The following is a 17106-nucleotide window of genomic DNA, read 5'->3' as shown; positions in this document are numbered from 1 at the left end:
CTATCCGTCGTCGTCGGTGGTGATGACGCGGCCCACCCTGGCCTGGAGCATCCGGTTGAACTCCGCGAGTTCGTCGGCCAGCACCGCCTCCAGCCGCACGACCACTTCATCGATCTGGTCGCTCAGGAGCTGCGCCACCTCGGCGTGCTGATCGGTGGGCGGGAAGTCGGCCGTGCCGACCGTCCCCTGCAGGTACTGCAGGCGGCCGGCAATCATCGAGGGCCAGCGCACTCCGTCCGGCCCCGTGTTCTTGAGCTGCACGAGTTCGCCCTCCACCTCGATGAGCGACTCGTCGAGCGCCTCTCCCGCCTCGAGCACGTCCTCCGCGTCCCCCGCCTCTTCGAGCACGGGGCGCAGGTCGTAGATCTGCCGCCGCAGGAGTTCGATCTGGTTGACGGCATCGGCGAGCCGGTTCCGATCCTCCACGATGTCGTCGAGCAGCGCCTTTTGCGCGAGGATGTCCGCCATCGACCCCTCGGAGCTCGGATCCCGAAGGACCGTCAGCTCCTCGGACCCTACATCCTCACCGTCCACCACCAGCGTGACGGTGTAGGTGCCCGGGGGCTGCCGGGGCCCGCCGCCGAAGCCGAAGAAGCCGCCCCCGACCTGCCGGGAGACCTCGGGCATCGGCATCCAGTCCGCGAACTGCGGCTTCGTGCGGTAGTGGATCGGGTTCGCGTCGGGCCCGCGGAAGTTCCACCACACGCGGTTGAAGCCGTCGTGGCTGGAGCCGTCGAGCGTTGCCAGCGTCTCGCCGTCCGAGTTCTCGACCCGCACCTGGACTTCGCGTCCCTCCCCGTCGCCGAGCCAGTAGTTGATCGACGCCCCGTTGGGCGGGTTCTCGCCCACGGACCAGTCCTCGTACATGATCTGGGGCTCGGAGATGTCGTTGAAGCGGTACGCGGCGCGCGGCGCGAACAGGTGGGCGTCGGAGGCCGCGATCTCGGGCGTGAGCTGCTGCACCCCGCTCAGGTCGTCCAGAATCCAGTAGCCGCGGCCGTACGTCCCGGCCACGAAGTCGTTGAAGTGCTCCTGGATGATGAGCCCGTAGTACGGCGATGGGGGAAGGTTCGGCATGAAGAGCTGCCAGCTCTCCCCGTCATCGTAGCTGATGTAGACGTTCGTCTCGGTGCCGAGGTAGAGGAGGCCCGGCCGCACCGGGTCCTCGAGCAGATAGCGCGTGTAGTCGACGGGGTAGTTGTCGACCCCGTTCGTGATCTGCGTCCACGTCTCCCCGAAATCATCGGTCTTGTAGGCGCGCGCGTCGAAGTCGCCCACCTGGTGGTGCTCGATCGTGATGTAGGCCTTCGCGACGTCGAAGCGGGAGGCGTCGATGCTCCGCACGATGCCGTCGGGAGGCAGGTTCGGGATGTTCTCCGTGACGTTCGTCCACGTCGCGCCGTCGTCGCGGCTCACCTGCACGAGGCCGTCGTTCGTGCCGGCCCAGAACACGCCCTGCTCGATGGGCGACTCGTCGAAGGCGTAGATCACGCAGCAGAACTCCACCCCGATGTTGTCGGGCGTGAGCCCGCCGGAGATCGTCATCCGCTCCCGGTTGTGCGTGGAGAGGTCCGGACTGATGACCTCCCAGCTCTGGCCCCGGTTGCGCGTGCGGTGCACGTGCTGGCTCGTGACGTAGATCGTCTCGTTGTCGTGCGGGGAGATGAGGAGGGGGAAGGTCCACTGGAAGCGGTAGCGGATCTCCTCCGCCGGATATCCCATCGTGGACTCGGGCCACACTTCGACGTCGCGGAACTGGCCGCGTTCCCGGTCGTGCCGCACGACGATGCCGCCGACCGCACCGGCGCCGGACGCGCTCGACCACACGATGTTCGGGTCGGTGGGATCGGGCGTCGCGAAGCCGCTCTCGCCGCCGCCCACGGTCGTCCAGTCGCCGCGCGGGATGAGTCCGCGCGCCCAGAAGCCCATGTAGCGCGTGTTCGACGGCCCGTGGTAGGAGGGTCCGTCCTGGCGGTTCCCCATCACGTTGTAGGGGATCTCGTTGTCGACCGTGACGTGGTACATCTGCGCGATCGGCAGCTGCATGCGGGACCACGACTTCATCCGGTTCTCCGTGATCGCGACGCCGCTGTCGCCGCCGATGAAGACGCGGTCCGAGTTCTCCGGATCGACCCAGATGTCGTGCAGGTCCCACCCCGGGGCCTGCGGGTCTCCGCCCAGCGGCCCGCCGCCGAGGAAGTTGAACATCTCGTACGTCGCGCCCCCGTCGCGGCTCACGCTGAAGCTGGACGAGAGGAAGTAGAGTTCGTCGCGGTCGTCGGAGGCGACGCCGCAGCGGGTGTAGTAGGCCTGCCGGGTCGCGAGGTCGTGGCTGTAGTTCACGAGCCGCCACGCGCGGCCGCCGTCATCGCTGCTCCACAGCTCTCCCGTGTCGGCCTCGTACCCCTCCATCGGCACGCCGTCGCTCGTCTCGATGAGGGCGTACACCCGATCCGAGTCCGAGTGGGACATGCAGACGGCGATCTTGCCGAGCGTGCCCGTCGGAAGCCCGTTCCCCGCGAGTTCGGTCCACGTGTCGCCGCCGTCCATCGTGAGGTGGAGCCCGCTCCCCGGCCCGCCGCTGTCGCGCTTCCACGTCTTGAGATCGATGTCCCACATCGTCGCGAAGATCTTCCGCGGGTTCGCCGGATCCATGACCATGTCGTAGGCGCCCGTCCCGCGGTCCACGAAGAGGATCTTCTCCCACGAGGCGCCGCCGTCGAAGGTCCGGTACACGCCGCGCTCGTCGGATTCCGCGTAGGCGTGGCCGAGCGCCGCCACGTAGACGATGTCCGCGTCGTGCGGATGGATCAGGATGCGGCCGATGCGGCCGGTCCCCTCCAGCCCCATGTGGGTCCAGGTCTCGCCGCCGTCCGTCGACTTCCAGGCGCCATTCCCGATCGAGACGTTCGAGCGGATCGAGGTCTCGCCGGTGCCCGCCCACACGACCGCGTGGTCGCTCGGGGCGACGGCGAGGGCGCCGATGGAGTGCACGGGCTGGTCGTCGAACACGGGGCGCCAGTGCAGGCCGGCGTCGTCCGTCTTCCAGATGCCGCCGGTCGCGGCGCCGGCGAAGTACGTGTTGCGGTCCCCTGGGACGCCGGCGACCGAGGAGACGCGGTTGCCGACGGGTCCGATGTGGCGCGCCCGCAGCCCCTCGTACTGCTCGGGCGTGAGTTGCTGGGCCGCCAGCGGCGCGGCGGCCGCGAGGGCGAAGGCGAGACTGATGGAGAAGCGGCGAACGTTGGACATGGCTCTCTGCCTCGTGAAACGGGTCGTTTGAGCGAGGAAACGTGCGGTCCCGGACGGATGCGGGCCAGAGCCCCGCGGCCCCGCCCGTCCCGCCGGTCAGTTGTAGGCGGGCAGTCCGGTCGCGTCGTGTCCGAGGATCAGGGAATGGATGTCGTGGGTGCCCTCGTACGTGTAGACCGACTCGAGGTTCGCCATGTGGCGCATCGAGGCGTACTCGGCGAGGATCCCGTTCGCTCCGAGCAGGCGCCGCGACTCGCGCGCGCACTCGCACGCCATGTTCACGTTGTTCCGCTTCGCGAGGGAGACGTGCTGCGGCCGCATCGTGCCTTCGTCCTTCATCCGGCCGAGCCGGAGGCAAAGAAGCTGCGCCTTCGTGATCTCGGTCAGCATGTCCGCGATCCGGACCTGCTGTATCTGGGTCTGCGCGATCGGCGTCCCGTCGAACTGCACGCGGTTCTTCGCGTAGTCGACCGATTCGCGATAGCAGGCCATGGCGGCGCCGACCGCCCCCCACGAGATCCCGTAGCGCGCCTGCGTGAGGCACTTCAGCGGGCTCTTGAGCCCCCCGCTGCCCGGGAGGAGGTTCGTGCGCGGCACCCGCACGTCCTGCAGGACGAGTTCGGACGTGTCGGAGGCCAGGAGGGAGAGTTTCCCCTTCTGGTCGCTGGCGGAGAAGCCGTCGCGCGCGGTCTCGACGATGAAGCCGCGGATCGAGCCGACGTCGTCCAGGTCTCCGGTCTTGGCCCAGATCACCGCCACATCGGACATCGAGCCGTTCGTGATCCACATCTTGGCGCCGTTGAGGACCCACTCGTCGCCGTCTTCGACGGCCCTCGTGATCATGCCGCCGGGGTTGGAGCCGAAGTCGGGCTCGGTGAGGCCGAAGCAGCCGATGGACTCGCCGCTCGCCAGCCGCGGCAGCCACTCGCGCTTCTGTTCCTCCGACCCGAAGGCGAAGATCGGGTACATGACGAGGGCGCCCTGGACCGAGACGAAGGAGCGGATGCCCGAGTCCGCCCGCTCGAGTTCCTGCATGATGAGGCCGTAGGCGACGTTGTTGAGGCCCGCGCAGCCGTACTCCTCGGGGAGGTTCGCCCCGAAGAAGCCGAGTTCTCCCATCTGGGGGATGAGTTCCCGCGGGAACGTGCGTTCGATGTAGTGGTGGCCGATGATGGGCAGGACCTCCTGGTCCACCCACTCGCGCACCAGATCCCGAATGGCGATCTCCTCTTCATGAAGGAGCGCATCGAGATTGAAGTAGTCGACACCTTCGAAGGTCATTCGCGAATCTCTCCGGATTCCGGGCAGCCGGTGGCTGCGGTATGAGGGACGGCGGACGAATCCGCGCGGAAACAATGGACGCCGAACGCGACGGCGGCGGCGGCGAGGAGGAGGCCCCCGACCACGCCCGGCCAGCCGTACACGTGCGCGTTGATGACGAGGACGACCCCGACCATGGTGGCGAGCGCCGCGGCCGGAAGCCCCAGCACGGTCCGGACGCCGGCGCCCTTGCCGGGCCGGTCGCCTAGCCGAGCCGCCACCGCGTGTAGCCCTTCACGACCTCGCGGCCGATGCGGAAACCGAGATAGTACGCGGCCACGAGCGGCAGCCCCCACGCGTACGCGGGCAGGAACCCGAGTTCGGGGGAGGCGCGGAGCCAGATCACGGTCCAGACGGCGAAGGGCAGCGTGATGCCCGCGGCGACCACATGGCGCCAAACCCGCATCCTCCGCTGCATGCGCGGCCCGCAGGGCTCGCACCAGTCGTCGCCGTCCAACTGCCCCTTGGGGAACATCTGGCCGCAGGCGCCGCACATCACGCCCTTGAAATGAAGCTCTTCCATCGGCTCGCGCTCCGTGCCGGTCGTCCCGCGCCGATCATGCACCCGTGTCTTCCAGTCGTTCGATCACCGCGCCGGCGAACTCGGCCGTGCGCGCGGACCCACCGAGGTCCGGAGTATACGCGGCACCCTCCTGCAGGGTCCGGTGCAGGGCGGCGCGGATGCGCGCGGCCACTTCGCCTTCTTCGAGGTGGTCGAGCAGCAGGCATCCCGCGAGCAGGAGGGAGGTGGGGTTCGCGATCCCCTGCCCCGCGATGTCCGGGGCCGATCCATGCACCGCCTCGAAGATCGCCGCCCGCTCGCCGAGGTTCGCGCCCGGCGCGAAGCCGAGTCCGCCGATGAGTCCGGCGACCTGATCGGAGAGGATGTCGCCGAACATGTTCTCGGTCACGATCACGTCGAAGCGGTACGGATCCAGTGCCAACTGCATCGCCGTGGCGTCCACGATCTTCTCGTCGAATTCCACCCGTCCCTCGTACTCGGCCGCGACGTTGCGTCCGACCTCGAGGAAGAGACCCTGCGTGTACTTGAGGATATTCGCCTTGTGGACGAGGGTCACGAGCCGCCGGTCGTGGGCGAGGGCGTACTCGAACGCGAAGCGGACGATGCGGCGCGACCCGTAACGCGTAATGAGCATGACGGATTCGGCGACGGCGCGGGGGTCGTTCTCCATCCCGATGAAGTGCTCGATCCCGGCGTAGAGGCCCTCGGTGTTCTCGCGCACGATGACGAGGTCCACGTCCTGATAGCGGGCGGCCGGGAGGATGGTGACCGCCGGACGCACGTTCGCGTAGAGGTCGAAGTGCTTGCGCAGCGCCACGTTCACGGACCGGAAGCCGGAGCCGATGGGGGTCGTGAGCGGCCCTTTGAGCGCGACGCCGGTCGCCTCGATCGCTTCGAGGGTCGCCTGCGGAAGCGGCTCGCCGACGGTCTCCATGGCGGTGACGCCCCCGAGGCATTCGCGCCAGCGGATGGGCGCGCCGGCGGCCTCCAGGATCGCGACCGTGGCCTCGGCGATCTCCGGGCCAATGCCGTCGCCCGGGATCAACACGACGTCGTGCAGAGGTTTCGTCGTCATGGTTTCGTCGTCATGACGGTGCGAGTCCGGCGGCCACGCGCAACGCGAGCGTGGTGAGGGCGAACGGCGACGCGGCCTCCGCGGCCGCCCCCGCGACGGCGCCGTGCCAGAGGACGGCGCTGCGCCTCACGTCGATCACGGCGAGCTGCAGGACGGCCCGACGCTCCCGATACGACACCGCGAGCGGCAGGACGACGAGACGGGCGCCGAAGAGGGCCGCCACCTGGCGGAGCTGCGTGTGGAGCGGTTCATAGAGCTGCGCCCGGGAATCCGGCGCGGCGAGCAGGCCCCGGTAGGCGAGTCGCCCCGGATCGACACCGATCGTCGGGTTGCGGGCCAGGCGCGCCTCCACGGCGGGAGCGAGGTCCCAATGCGCGGCTCCTTCCTCCTCCCCGAACGCGAACTCGATCTCGGCGTTGAGGAGGTCGATCGTGCGCTGCGCGCTCCCCGTCCCCCCGACCCACGCCCCGTCGGCGTCCGGGACGGCCGACTGCACGGGGAGGACGACGACGGGCACGCCCGCGGGCACGGTCGGCGGGCCGCCCGCCGGAGGCTGCTGCGCCGCGAGGGCCCCGGCGGAGAGGAGGGCGAGCGCACAGGACGGCGCTGTGCGGCATCTCATGTCCGCGCCGCCTCGACGCCCGCGATCTCGGCTTCGATTTCGTCCCGCGAGAGCGTGTGATCGCACTTCTTGGCGAGCCGGAACACCGCCTCGCACAGGGTTTCGTCCCCGGCGTCGTATCCGTGCTGGCTCAGCCAGAAGCGGACGTTGCTGAGACCGGACACCGGAGAAATCTCGATGGTCTGTTTCCGTCCCACGATCGAAGCCGGCACGCCGCTGTAGACGCGGTCCTCCAGCCAGCCGTCCCCCTTCTGCATGGCCTTGATGATCGCGGCCGCGTGCACGCCCGTCCCCGTCCGGAAGGCGTCGTCCCCGATCACGGGGTAGTTGTGGGGCACGTCGACCCCGCACATCTCCGCCGTGAGGCGGCAGTAGTCCGACAGCCGGTCGATCGGGTGGTCGTGCGTCCCGAGCAGGTGGAGGTTCACGAGCAGCAGGTCCATCTCGACGTTGCCGATCCGCTCGCCGATCCCCAGCGCGGTGGCATGCACGCGGTCGACCCCCTCCTCGATCGCCGCCAGCGCGTTCGCGAGCCCGAAGCCGCGGTCGCGGTGACCGTGCCAGTCGATCTTCACGGATTCACCCGTGCCGGCCACGATGTCCTTCGCGAACCGCACGAGTCGCCGCACCCCGTGGGGCGTCGAGTGGCCGACGGTGTCCGCGAGACAGATCCGGCGGGCCCCCGCCTCGACCGCGGCCGAGAAGAGCCGGGCGAGCGTCCTGGGCCGCGACCGCGTCGTGTCTTCCGTCACGTACATCACGTCGAGTCCCTCGCCGATGGCGAACTCGATGGCGTCGCGCGACGAAGCGAGGATCTGGTCCACATCCCAGTTCTCGGCGTACTGGCGGATGGGCGAGCTTCCGATGAAGGTGGCGACCTCGATGTTGAGGCCGGTCGCCTGCTGGACGCGCGCCACGGGTTCTATGTCGGCCCGGACCGTGCGGGCGGCCGCGTTGGCCTCGATCGGGAGCCGGCCATCGACGATCTCGCGAGCCAGCGCGAGGCACGCTTCGTGGGCGCGGGGTCCGGCCCCGGGAAGACCGATGTCGACGGCGTGAATGCCGAGATCCACCATCAGGTGGAGGAGTTCGATCTTCTTCTCGATGGGCGGGTCCTTGACGGACGGATTCTGCAGGCCGTCGCGCAGCGTCTCGTCGTCCAGTTCGACGCGGGTCCCCACGTAGTCGTGGCTGCCCGGAAGCGCGTTCCAGTCGTATATCAGTTCGTCCTGCCTCAAGTCCGCTCGCCTTCGACGACTCCGTCGTCTCCCACGCTCACTCTGCCGCGCACGCCTCGAAGCGTCACGCGGTCCCCGACGAGGGAATCTATCAGATCGCAGTCCTCGATGACGCTGTCCGCGCCGACGATCGTGTCGCGGAGGCGGGAGCCCCGGACCCGGCTTCCGGATGCGACGCTCACGTTGGGGCCGACCGCGGAGGTCTCGACGATGGCATCGGCCGCGATCGCGATGGCTCCGTCCACGGTGACGGAATCCGGCAGGTCGGGATCCCCTCCGTGTCCGCGCTCGAGCATCACCCGATTCGTCTCGAGCAGCGTTTCCGGCTTCCCGCAGTCAAACCAGCCGCCGACTTCCGCCGTATGGAGACGTGCGCCACGGTCGATCATGTACTGGAACGCGTCCGTGAGGAAATACTCCCCGAGCTGAGGATCCCGATCCATCACATGCCGAATCCCTTCGAACATCAGTTCGTGATCCTTCACGTAGTAGACGCCGATGTTCGCGAGCTTCGATACCGGTTCCGACGGCTTCTCGACGATCCGCTTCATGTACCCCGCTTCGTCGGTGAGGATGACGCCGAACCGCTGGTAGTCCTCCACCTCCTTGGCCCAGATGATGCCGGACGCCGACGCGTGGCGGTGCAGGACGCTGAAGTCGGCATCGAAGAGCGTGTCCACGAACACGATGAGGACCGGCCCGGTCACATGGGGCTCCGCCAGCGCGATCGCGTCCGCCGTGCCCCGCTGAGCGGCCTGTTCCACGTAGGTGACGGGGAGGCCGGGGAACTCCTCCGCCATGAAGGCCCGGATCTGGCCGGCGAGGTGCCCGGTAATGCAGATGAGATCGTCGACGCCCTCGGCTCGGAGCTGCTCGACGACGTAGGAAAGCACGGGCCGATTGGCCACGCGGAGTAAGGGTTTGGGACGGGTGTGGGTGTGGGGACGGACCCTTGTACCCATTCCCGCCAACGGTATTATGGCCTGCATGTTGAGCCGTCAGAGTTTCGGGAGAGTGGTCCTGCCGTCTGCGGGGGCCGGGAGCCCGGGCCGACCGGGCCCCGCGGATCGCCAAGCTATCCGTCCGCGGCGGACGCGGGCAACCTGGAAAAGAGGACTTCCGGAGTGATGGAGGCATCTCCCGAGGGCGGGCAGACCCGCGGGCGTTCCCGCTGGTTTCGCGAGAATTCGGCGGACACCCGTGCGCCGGGCGGCCCCGAGCCGCGCGTCTACGAGGTCGCCTTCTCCCGGGTCTGGGACCAACTGCTGACGTACGCGGGGCGGCGTTGGTGGTGGACGCTCGCCCACCGCGACGAAGACCTCGGACTCATCTCCGTGAGGTGTGTCTTCCCGCTACTGCGCTGGGCGGATGACCTGACGATCTGGGTCGCCCTGGATTCGAACGGGCTCACGCGGGTGGAGGCGTTTTCCCGTGCGCGACGGCGGGATTTCGATCTCGGCATGAACCGGCGACGGATCCGGCGCATGCTGAAGTCCCTCGACCGGGCGCTGGGACCGCGAGCGAGGCTGCCCGAATCCGCTCGCGGCGGGGACGCGCGGGATACGCCGGGGGAGACGTGATCGGGCGCTGCCCTCGCGGCGCCCCGGGCGCCGTCCTGGTCTTCCTGGCCTGCGCGGGACCTCCCCCCGACGGAACGGCGGAGGATCGAGGCATCATCGTGGGCGGGCCGCTCACGCCGGCGGTCGACGCGCGCTATCTGACGCACCTGCTCTTCGCCGCCGACGACGGGACCGCATTCATCGGCGCGTTCGACCAGACGGCCGAGGGCGAGGACCTGCGCCGCGACTACGACGTGCGCCTCGCGGACGGGGATGCCTGGCGGTCGCTCGTCCTGACGCAGGACACGGTGCCCGTGGCCCGCGCGGCGTGGCGCCTGCTGCCCACGCCGGCGATGGCGGTGCGCGTGGGCGACGCCGGCCAGATCGTGAGCCTCCGGTTCGGCGGGAGCGAGGACGCGGATTCCGTGCGGCTGGTGGCGGGCGAGGAAGTGTCGGTCTGGACGGGGCCGACGGGGCAGCGGGAGTCGCTGGGGATCGCGGTGCTGCAGACGAGCGACGGGGCCGTGCCCGGCATCCTTTTTTTCCGTCGTGCTGCGCGCGCGCTGAGCATCCCCGTAGCGACGACGGATGGCCAGACGTTTGTGTTCGCCGACTCGCTCGGGAACGGCCTCCTCGTCCACGCGGGCACCATCGGCCAGCCGGCCGTGGCCCACACCTGGCTGCACGGTGTCGAGGTGGCCTGGGGCGACGTGACGCTGGAGCCGTCCGCTCCGGGTGCGGCCGGCGCCTCGGCCGCAACCTGGGAGTTCGCGATCCCCGGTACGACGGTCCGCGGGAGTTTTCGGCCGCTGGCGAGCGAGGATTCCGGCGACGGGACGCTTATGCGCATGGAGGCCATCGTTAACGTCGGAACGGAGGTACTCGACTTCAACGGGTTTGCCGCCACGCTGCCATCGCCCTGATGGAGTTCGACTGGCTGCGCGCCCTCGTCACGGTGGCCTTCGGCGCCCTGGCGGGCGGAATCACGAACCGGATCGCCGTCTGGATGATCTTCCATCCCTACCGTCCGCCGAAGATTCTGGGCCGGCCCGTGCGGTGGTTGCAGGGAGCGGTGCCGAAGAACCAGAAGCGGCTGGCGGATTCGGTCGGCGGCGTCGTGGGGGGAGCGCTCCTCACGCCGGAAGACATCACCTCCGAACTGCGGCAACTCGAGTCCGCGTTCCGGGAGCGACTGCGGGAACTCGCGGTCGAACTCAGTGAAGGAGAGCAACCCGCGCTGGCCGATCTCCTTCCGGAGGACGCGCTCGTCGAGGTCCGGGAACTCCTCGCGCGGATCCTCGGACAGGGCCGCGAGTTCCTGGCCGGGACGCTGGACTCCCCGGACTTCGGGGATGAGTCCGGGCGCCTCCTCGAGTCGATCCGTGAGTCGCTGAGCGACGAGTCCCTCTCCCGGACACTGGAACCGGAACGGATCGCGGCCATCCGCGAGACGATGGACGGCTGGCTCGCGCGGCTCGTCGATTCGTCGGCCTTCGAGGCGACGGTGCGTCGCCACCTGGACGAGGCCGCGCGGCAGCTGCTCCAGCCGCACCGGACGTTCGAGCAGCTGATTCCCGCGGGGCTCGTGGCCGCGCTGGAGCACGCGATCAAGGACTACCTGCCGGTCGCCATCGAGCGCCTGGGCCGGCTGCTCGATGACCCGGACGCGCGAAGACGGATCGAGCATGTGCTGGGGGAGCTGTTCGACCGCTTCATGCAGGATCTCCGCTTCCACCAGCGCGTCGTGGCCCGCCTCATCGTCACGGAGGAAACGGTGACGCACGCGCTCGACGCCCTGCGCGAGGAGGGCGCCGATCGCCTTGGCGGCGTCCTGCGCGAGCCGGAGGTCCAGACGGCGATCGCGCGGCACGTCAACGACGGCGTCGTCGAGTTCCTCCGGCACCCTCCCTCGGAGGTCATCGGCGGCGCGGGCGATCCTCAGGTCGAGAGCGCGCTCGACGCGTCGGCGGAGTGGCTCGTGAAGGCGGCGCGGGATCCGGGCTCGCGCGCCTTCATGCTCGACCGGCTGGAGGGACTGCTCGAGCGCTTCGGAGAGAGGAGCTGGGCGGACCTGCTCGGCGCCGTCCCGGCCGACCGCGTGGCGGCCTCGCTTGCCGCCGGCTTCCGGTCCGACGCGGGACGCGTCCTGTTCGATTCGATCGCCGAGCCGATGGCGGACCGGCTCCTGCACACGCCGATCGGGCGGCTCGGCCGCTTCCTGCGCGAGGATGCCGCGGGACGGCTCGCGGATACGCTCGCCGCGCCGGCGTGGGACTGGATCGTCCGCCGGGTGCCGGAGGTGGCGGAACGAATCCGGATCGCCGAACGTATCTCGACGAAGATCGAGAACTTCTCCATCGAGCGGATCGAACACCTTGTTCGCGACATCAGCCAGCGCGAATTCGACCTCATCGTGCGGCTCGGATACCTGCTCGGCGCCGGCATCGGCACCGGACTCGTGATCCTCGACTCCCTCCCGGTACTCGAGTTCATCCGGGGACTGTTCGGATGAGGCCGGCGCGCGTCGTTGCCGCCGCCGCGGTCGCATGCGGGACCAGTCTCGCCGGGCTCGCCTGCGCCTCCCCCGACACGGCATTCGACCGCACGGAGGGCACGGGGGAGCTGCGCGGGCTGGCGGTCGAACAGCCGTTCGAGGCGCCGGAGTTCGCGCTGACGGATTCGCGGGGGCGCCGGTTCGACTTCCGGCGGGAGACCGCGGGGGCGCTCACGCTGCTCTTCTTCGGGTATACGAACTGCCCCGACATCTGTCCCGTGCAGATGGCGGTGCTCGGGGCCGCGCTCGACGATCTTTCCTACGCGGATCGCCGCGAGATCGAAGTCGTCTTCGTGACGACGGATCCGGCGCGCGACACGCCGGACCGGCTGCGGAGCTGGCTGGACCTCTTCGACGACTCCTTCGTCGGCCTGTACGGAGAGATGGAGACGGTGAACGAGATCCAGGCGGGGTTCCGCCTTCCGCCCGCGCGGATCGAAGAGACCTCGCCCCCACCGGGCGCGGGAGAGCCGTATCTCGTGGGGCATGCGACGCCGGTGGTCGCCGTCACGGGCGATGGCGTGGCGCGGGCGCTGTACCCGAGCGGCGTGCGCCAGACCGACTGGCGGCACGACCTTCCGCTGCTCCTGCGACTCAACCGGTCCGTTTCGAAGGCGGGGGGCGAAGCGGGTCCGAGCGGCGGCTGAGGCCAGGCGATGCAATGGTGGTGTGCGGCCCAGGGTATCCCGTGGGACTGGTCGTGGCGCCCCTACCCGGGCGTCTGGCTCTTCATCGCGCTCCTGTGCCTCGCCTATCGCGCCTTCACGCGGGGCGCCGCGCCTTCGCGACTCGAGGTCGTCCGCTTCGCCGGCGGCGCGCTCATGCTCTGGGTCGCGCTGGACTGGCCGGTCGGTGCGCTGGGTTCGGGATACCTGGCGTCGGTGCACATGGTGCAGTTCCTCCTCATCGCGCTGCTCGCCCCGCCGCTCCTCATCGCGGGCCTACCGCGCGCGGCGCTGGAACGGGTGCGCGGGGGCGCGGTCATCTCCCTCCTCGGATTCCTCGCGCGGCCGCTCATCGCGCTGCTCTTCTTCAACGCGATCGTCATCGCGACGCACTGGCCGGAGGTTGTGGACGGCCTCATGGCCACGCAGGCAGGCTCGCTCGCCATCGACATGGCCTGGCTGGGCGGCGGACTCGTGTTCTGGTGGCCCGTCGTGAGCCCGGTGCCGCACCGGCCGCGTTTTCCGCTCGGCGTGCGGATCGGCTACCTGATCGCGAGCACCGTGTTGATGACGCTGCCGTACGTCTTCCTGACGTTCGCGGAACTCCCCTTCTACGCCACGTACGAACTCGCGCCGCCGGTGGGCACCCTCTCCGCGGGGGAAGACCAGCGGCTCGCGGGGCTGATCATGCGGATCGGAGGAGGCACGATCCTGTGGACGGCGGCGGGCATCATCTTCTGGTTCTGGTACCGCTCGGAGAACGACGCCGTCCGCTGAGGCGCGGCGGCCGGGTACTATCCGACCTGTTCGGAGACCCAGGCCAGGTAGGGCTCGGAGCCGGCGGCCACGGGGATGAAGAGGACCTCCGGCACATCGTAGGGGTGGAGTTCGCGGATGCGCCGCTCCACGGCATCGCTGCGGGCGACCGTCGTCTTGAGGATGCCGAGGGCTTCCGCGTCCTCGCACACCTTGCCCTCCCAGCGATAGACGGAGGTCACGCGGTCCACGACGTTCAGGCAGGCGATGAGCCGTTCCTCGACGAGGGTCCGTCCCAGCCGCACGAGTTGCTCGCGGTCGGGCCCGGTGACGAGCCCGGCCACGACGTCGCTCACGGGCGGTCCCGCTCTCGTTCCCGCCCGCTCGTGGCGTCCTCGGCCCGCTCGTAGAGCGCTTCGATCGCGTCGGCGAAACGGGTCTCGATCACGCGGCGCTTGACCTTGAGCGTCGGCGTCAGCTCCCCGCCTTCGACGGTGAACGGCCCGGGGACGAGGAGCACGTCGCGCGGCCGCTCGTAGTGCGCGCAGTCCCGGCAGCTTTCCCGCACGGCCCGTTCGAGCAGGTCCCGCGTCCGGGCGTCCGAGACGAGGTCGGCGTCCGCCGCCTCCTCGACCCCGTGCAGCTCCGGACGAAGGGCCTCGAATTCGGGCACGACGATGACAATCGGGAACTTCCTCCCGTCGCCCACCATCACGGCTTCCGCCACCATCGGGTGCCGCTTGATCTCCGCCTCGACGGGCTGCGGGGCGATGTTCTTTCCGTAGGCGGTGATGATGAGATCCTTCTTGCGGTCCGTGATCCGGAGATACCCGTCCTCGTCGACCTCGCCCACATCGCCGGTGTGGAACCAGCCGTCGGCGTCGATGGCTTCGGCCGTCGCCTCGGGCTTGTTGTAATAGCCCGCCATGATCTGCGGCCCCCGGATGAGGATCTCGCCGTCCTCGGCGATCCGGATCTCGGTGCCGGGGATCGGCTTCCCGACGGTGCCGAGGCGGATGGCGTCGATCGGATTGAAGCTGACGGCGGGCGAGGTCTCCGTGAGCCCGTACCCTTCGACGATGGGCAGGCGCGCGGCGAAGAAGAAGCGGGCGATGGCGGGCGCGAGCGGCGCTCCGCCGCTCACGAAGTAGCGCACCTGTCCCCCCGTTCGGGCGCGCAGCTTCGAGAACACGAGGCGGTCGGCGAGGCCGGCCTGGAGACGGAGAGCCGGACCGACCGGACGTCCATCGAGCTCGGCCGTCGCGCGCGCTTCCCCGACGCGGCGCGCCCAGTCGAAGATCTTCTGCTTCGCCCCGCCCGCCTCGCGGGCGCTCGCCTCGGCCCGCTCGAGCACCTTCTCGAACACGCGCGGGACGGCGGCCATGAAGGTGGGTGAGACTTCGCCGAGATCGCGGGCCACCGTGTTGGGGGACTCCGCGTACGCGACGGTCACGCCCGCGCGCCACATGATGTAGTGGCCGACGGTGCGCTCGAACACGTGTGCGAGGGGCAGGAGCGCGAGGGCCACGTGAGTGGAGTCCATCGGGAAAACCCGCAGCGCCATGTCCGCGTTCGAATGGAAGTTGCCGTGCGTGAGCATCACGCCCTTCGGGTCGCCCGTCGTGCCTGAGGTGTAGATGAGCGTCGCCAGGTCTTCCGGGCGCGTCTTGCGGGCGTGCGTCTCGTACGTCTCCGCGAGCGCTTCGGGCGCGGATTCGCCGAGATCGGAGAGGGCGTCCAGCTGCAGCGTCGCGAGCGAGGAACCCTCGGGCGCCGTGACGGCCCCGAAGGCGATCGCCAGCTCCAGGGCCGGGAGGTCGTCCTTTACCTCCGCGACCTTGTCCAGCTGCTCCTGGTCTTCCACGAACACGGCTCGCGCGCCGGAGTCCGCGAGGATGTAGCGAACCTGGTCGGCGGGCAGCACGGGGTAGACGGGGACGGAGGTGAGTCCCGCCATGACGATCCCCCAGTCGGCCAGGGCCCACTCGAGGCGGGTCTGCGAGAGGATCGCGATGCGGTCACCCGCCACGAACCCCCGCGTGCGGAGCCCGAGCGCAATGGCGCGGGCGCGGCGCCCGATGTCGTCCGTGGAGGTCGAAACCCAGGCGCCGTCCGCCCCCCGCGTGCGCGCCGCGTCATTCCGGGGCCGCGAGAGCCCGTCGAGGAAGAGTTCCGGTAATGTGCCGGGCCGATAGTCGTCCGGGAGCGGGCTCGATACGTGCACGCTGCTCGTACGCGGGCCGCTAGTGCGCGACGGATTCCGCGGCCGGCACGCCGAGCCGCTGGAGGGTGCGCCGGGCATGCTCGAGATGCCTCGGCTCCTCCCGGTCTCCCCGCGCGTAGGCGAGGAACTCCTGAAGGTGCCGCGAGGCGTCGCGCTCCGCGCCCTTCTTCAGCAGGAGGAAGGCCAGGCCGTAGTGCGCCGCCGTGCTGCGCGGGCGCTCCTCGAGGGCGGCCCCGTAGGCGCGCACCGCGTCATCGGTCAGTCCGATGTGCGTATACACCACGGCCATCTGCTCCAGCGTGGCCGGATGCCGCGGGTCGTACTTCAAGGAGAGCCGAAACGAGATGAGCGCCTCATGGTAGAGTTCCTGCCGAACGAGTTCCACACCTTCCTCGTAGAAGTCCGGCTGCCTCCGTCGGCGCCTTCCGTCACTGTCCCAGATCTTCCACCACACCATGCCACCTCCCCCCGAGCGAGCTGAACCGTACGTCTCACTCAACCACCACTTTCCACACAGCCCCACACATCTGGCGACAACGGGGAATTATAGCGTCTTCTCAGGCTGTGGCAAATCTTTCGGCTGCGTTTCCGGCCAGACCTGGCGACGTTCACCGACCCAGACGGTGCGGTCGGAGGCGACTTCCGCGAACTCCGACGCGGCGAGCGAGTCGAGGTCCGGGGGGGTCGGAGTCTCCACTACGAGGCGCGCTCCGGGCCGCGCGCAGCGCGAGATCTCGGACAGTGGGAGCGCCATGGGGGCGGCGAGCGCGATGCCGTGCAGTGCGCCGGAGCGGATCGGCCAGCGGTCCGGCGCGGCGCCCATGAGGGGATCGACGCCGGCAGCGAGATCCTCGACGGCCACGGCGGGGGGGGGCGAACGGCCGCCGGCGTCCGGCAGCCAGACGAGCACCTCGAGACGGTCTCCGAGGCGGGCGATGGCGGGGGCGTGCGCGGCGAGCCGCGGGCCCAGGAGCACCACCATGCCGGCCCGGTCGCTCGCGCCCAGCAGCGCGGCAAGGCGAAGGGCCGCATCGGGAGCGGCTTCCCCGGCGGGCCAGGCCGGAGCCGCCGGCGCCTTGAGCGCCGGAGCGGCGCGTCGCTCGGCATCGGAAAGATCGAAGCGCATCGTCCCCCGGCGGATGGGCACCTCGATCTCGCACAGGGGGCAGCCCAGGCGTCCCTCGACCACGCGACGCGACGCGGCCCGGTCGACAAAGGCGACGAGCCCGGCCGACGCCCCGCAGTCGGGACAGTCCAGGACTTCAGCCAGTTCGAGAAACACGCCGCCACCCCATGCCGTCCCCCGCCGGATGCAAAA

The 17106-nt window shown here is 69.7% G+C and carries 17 protein-coding genes; 5 read left to right on the top strand and 12 right to left on the bottom strand.

Translation table 11 applies throughout. The annotated features are described in order from the left end of the window. The 8 genes from RN743_RS11335 to RN743_RS11300 form a co-directional block, all read right to left on the bottom strand. Positions 1-3252 carry a hypothetical protein gene (locus RN743_RS11335; RefSeq protein ID WP_310779961.1) on the bottom strand — a complete coding sequence of 1084 codons (3252 nt, stop codon included), beginning with the start codon at positions 3250-3252 and terminating at the stop codon, positions 1-3. A gap of 96 nt (positions 3253-3348) precedes the next feature. After that, positions 3349-4533, bottom strand: coding sequence for an acyl-CoA dehydrogenase family protein (locus RN743_RS11330; protein WP_310779960.1), 1185 nt, complete (start codon positions 4531-4533; stop codon positions 3349-3351). Continuing rightward, entirely contained in the window at positions 4530-4793 is a 264-nt protein-coding gene (locus RN743_RS11325) for a hypothetical protein (RefSeq protein ID WP_310779959.1), read from the bottom strand. The genes RN743_RS11330 and RN743_RS11325 overlap by 4 nt, the downstream gene beginning before the upstream one ends. Further along, positions 4778-5137 (bottom strand): hypothetical protein, encoded by a 360-nt coding sequence (locus RN743_RS11320; RefSeq protein ID WP_310779958.1) that lies wholly within the window; start codon positions 5135-5137, stop codon positions 4778-4780. Before RN743_RS11320 ends, RN743_RS11325 begins: the two co-directional genes overlap by 16 nt. Continuing rightward, entirely contained in the window at positions 5130-6170 is a 1041-nt protein-coding gene (locus RN743_RS11315) for an isocitrate/isopropylmalate family dehydrogenase (RefSeq protein ID WP_310779957.1), read from the bottom strand. Before RN743_RS11315 ends, RN743_RS11320 begins: the two co-directional genes overlap by 8 nt. A 10-nt stretch (positions 6171-6180) precedes the next feature. Continuing rightward, positions 6181-6792 carry a hypothetical protein gene (locus RN743_RS11310; protein WP_310779956.1) on the bottom strand — a complete coding sequence of 204 codons (612 nt, stop codon included), beginning with the start codon at positions 6790-6792 and terminating at the stop codon, positions 6181-6183. Then, the gene (locus RN743_RS11305) at positions 6789-8030 is read right to left on the bottom strand and encodes a LeuA family protein (protein WP_310779955.1); all 1242 of its coding nucleotides are present in this window, start codon (positions 8028-8030) and stop codon (positions 6789-6791) included. The genes RN743_RS11310 and RN743_RS11305 overlap by 4 nt, the downstream gene beginning before the upstream one ends. After that, positions 8027-9019, bottom strand: coding sequence for a nucleotidyltransferase family protein (locus tag RN743_RS11300; protein WP_310779954.1), 993 nt, complete (start codon positions 9017-9019; stop codon positions 8027-8029). The genes RN743_RS11305 and RN743_RS11300 overlap by 4 nt, the downstream gene beginning before the upstream one ends. A 138-nt stretch (positions 9020-9157) precedes the next feature. Here RN743_RS11300 and RN743_RS11295 point away from each other — a divergent pair, with 138 nt between their 5' ends. Genes RN743_RS11295 through RN743_RS11275 form a run of 5 tightly spaced genes read left to right on the top strand, consistent with a single transcriptional unit; the run spans position 9158 to position 13585 of the window. After that, the gene (locus RN743_RS11295; RefSeq protein WP_310780003.1) at positions 9158-9610 is read left to right on the top strand and encodes a DUF1499 domain-containing protein; all 453 of its coding nucleotides are present in this window, start codon (positions 9158-9160) and stop codon (positions 9608-9610) included. Then, positions 9607-10512: a hypothetical protein gene (locus RN743_RS11290; RefSeq protein WP_310779953.1), complete on the top strand. Its 906-nt coding sequence runs from the start codon at positions 9607-9609 to the stop codon at positions 10510-10512. Before RN743_RS11295 ends, RN743_RS11290 begins: the two co-directional genes overlap by 4 nt. Further along, positions 10512-12101: a DUF445 family protein gene (locus RN743_RS11285; protein ID WP_310779952.1), complete on the top strand. Its 1590-nt coding sequence runs from the start codon at positions 10512-10514 to the stop codon at positions 12099-12101. Before RN743_RS11290 ends, RN743_RS11285 begins: the two co-directional genes overlap by 1 nt. Continuing rightward, on the top strand, positions 12098-12790 hold the full coding sequence (locus RN743_RS11280; protein ID WP_310779951.1) for an SCO family protein: 693 nt from the start codon (positions 12098-12100) through the stop codon (positions 12788-12790). Before RN743_RS11285 ends, RN743_RS11280 begins: the two co-directional genes overlap by 4 nt. Positions 12791-12799: 9 nt before the next feature. Beyond that, positions 12800-13585, top strand: a complete 786-nt coding sequence (locus RN743_RS11275; protein WP_310779950.1) for a cytochrome c oxidase assembly protein — start codon at positions 12800-12802, stop codon at positions 13583-13585. A 17-nt stretch (positions 13586-13602) separates the two neighbouring features. On the opposite strand, the gene cutA is transcribed toward RN743_RS11275, so the two are convergent. The 4 genes from cutA to RN743_RS11255 all read right to left on the bottom strand — a co-directional run bounded on the left by cutA (position 13603) and on the right by RN743_RS11255 (position 17070). Continuing rightward, entirely contained in the window at positions 13603-13920 is a 318-nt protein-coding gene (cutA, locus tag RN743_RS11270) for a divalent-cation tolerance protein CutA (RefSeq protein ID WP_310779949.1), read from the bottom strand. After that, a complete protein-coding gene (locus RN743_RS11265) occupies positions 13917-15788 on the bottom strand; it encodes a long-chain fatty acid--CoA ligase (protein WP_310779948.1) in 1872 nt (623 codons plus the stop codon). The genes cutA and RN743_RS11265 overlap by 4 nt, the downstream gene beginning before the upstream one ends. Before the next feature lie 19 nt (positions 15789-15807). Then, complete coding sequence (locus RN743_RS11260; protein ID WP_310779947.1) at positions 15808-16245, bottom strand: tetratricopeptide repeat protein; 438 nt, start codon at positions 16243-16245, stop codon at positions 15808-15810. Between the two features lie 87 nt (positions 16246-16332). Further along, the gene (locus RN743_RS11255) at positions 16333-17070 is read right to left on the bottom strand and encodes a hypothetical protein (RefSeq protein WP_310779946.1); all 738 of its coding nucleotides are present in this window, start codon (positions 17068-17070) and stop codon (positions 16333-16335) included. Positions 17071-17106 lie beyond the last annotated feature (36 nt).

The sequence above is a fragment of the Candidatus Palauibacter scopulicola genome (assembly GCF_947581915.1).
GTDB classification, from domain to species: domain Bacteria; phylum Gemmatimonadota; class Gemmatimonadetes; order Palauibacterales; family Palauibacteraceae; genus Palauibacter; species Palauibacter scopulicola.
The sequence above is the reverse complement of the archived record's forward strand: the minus strand, read 5'-3'. Positions and strand labels throughout refer to the sequence as shown.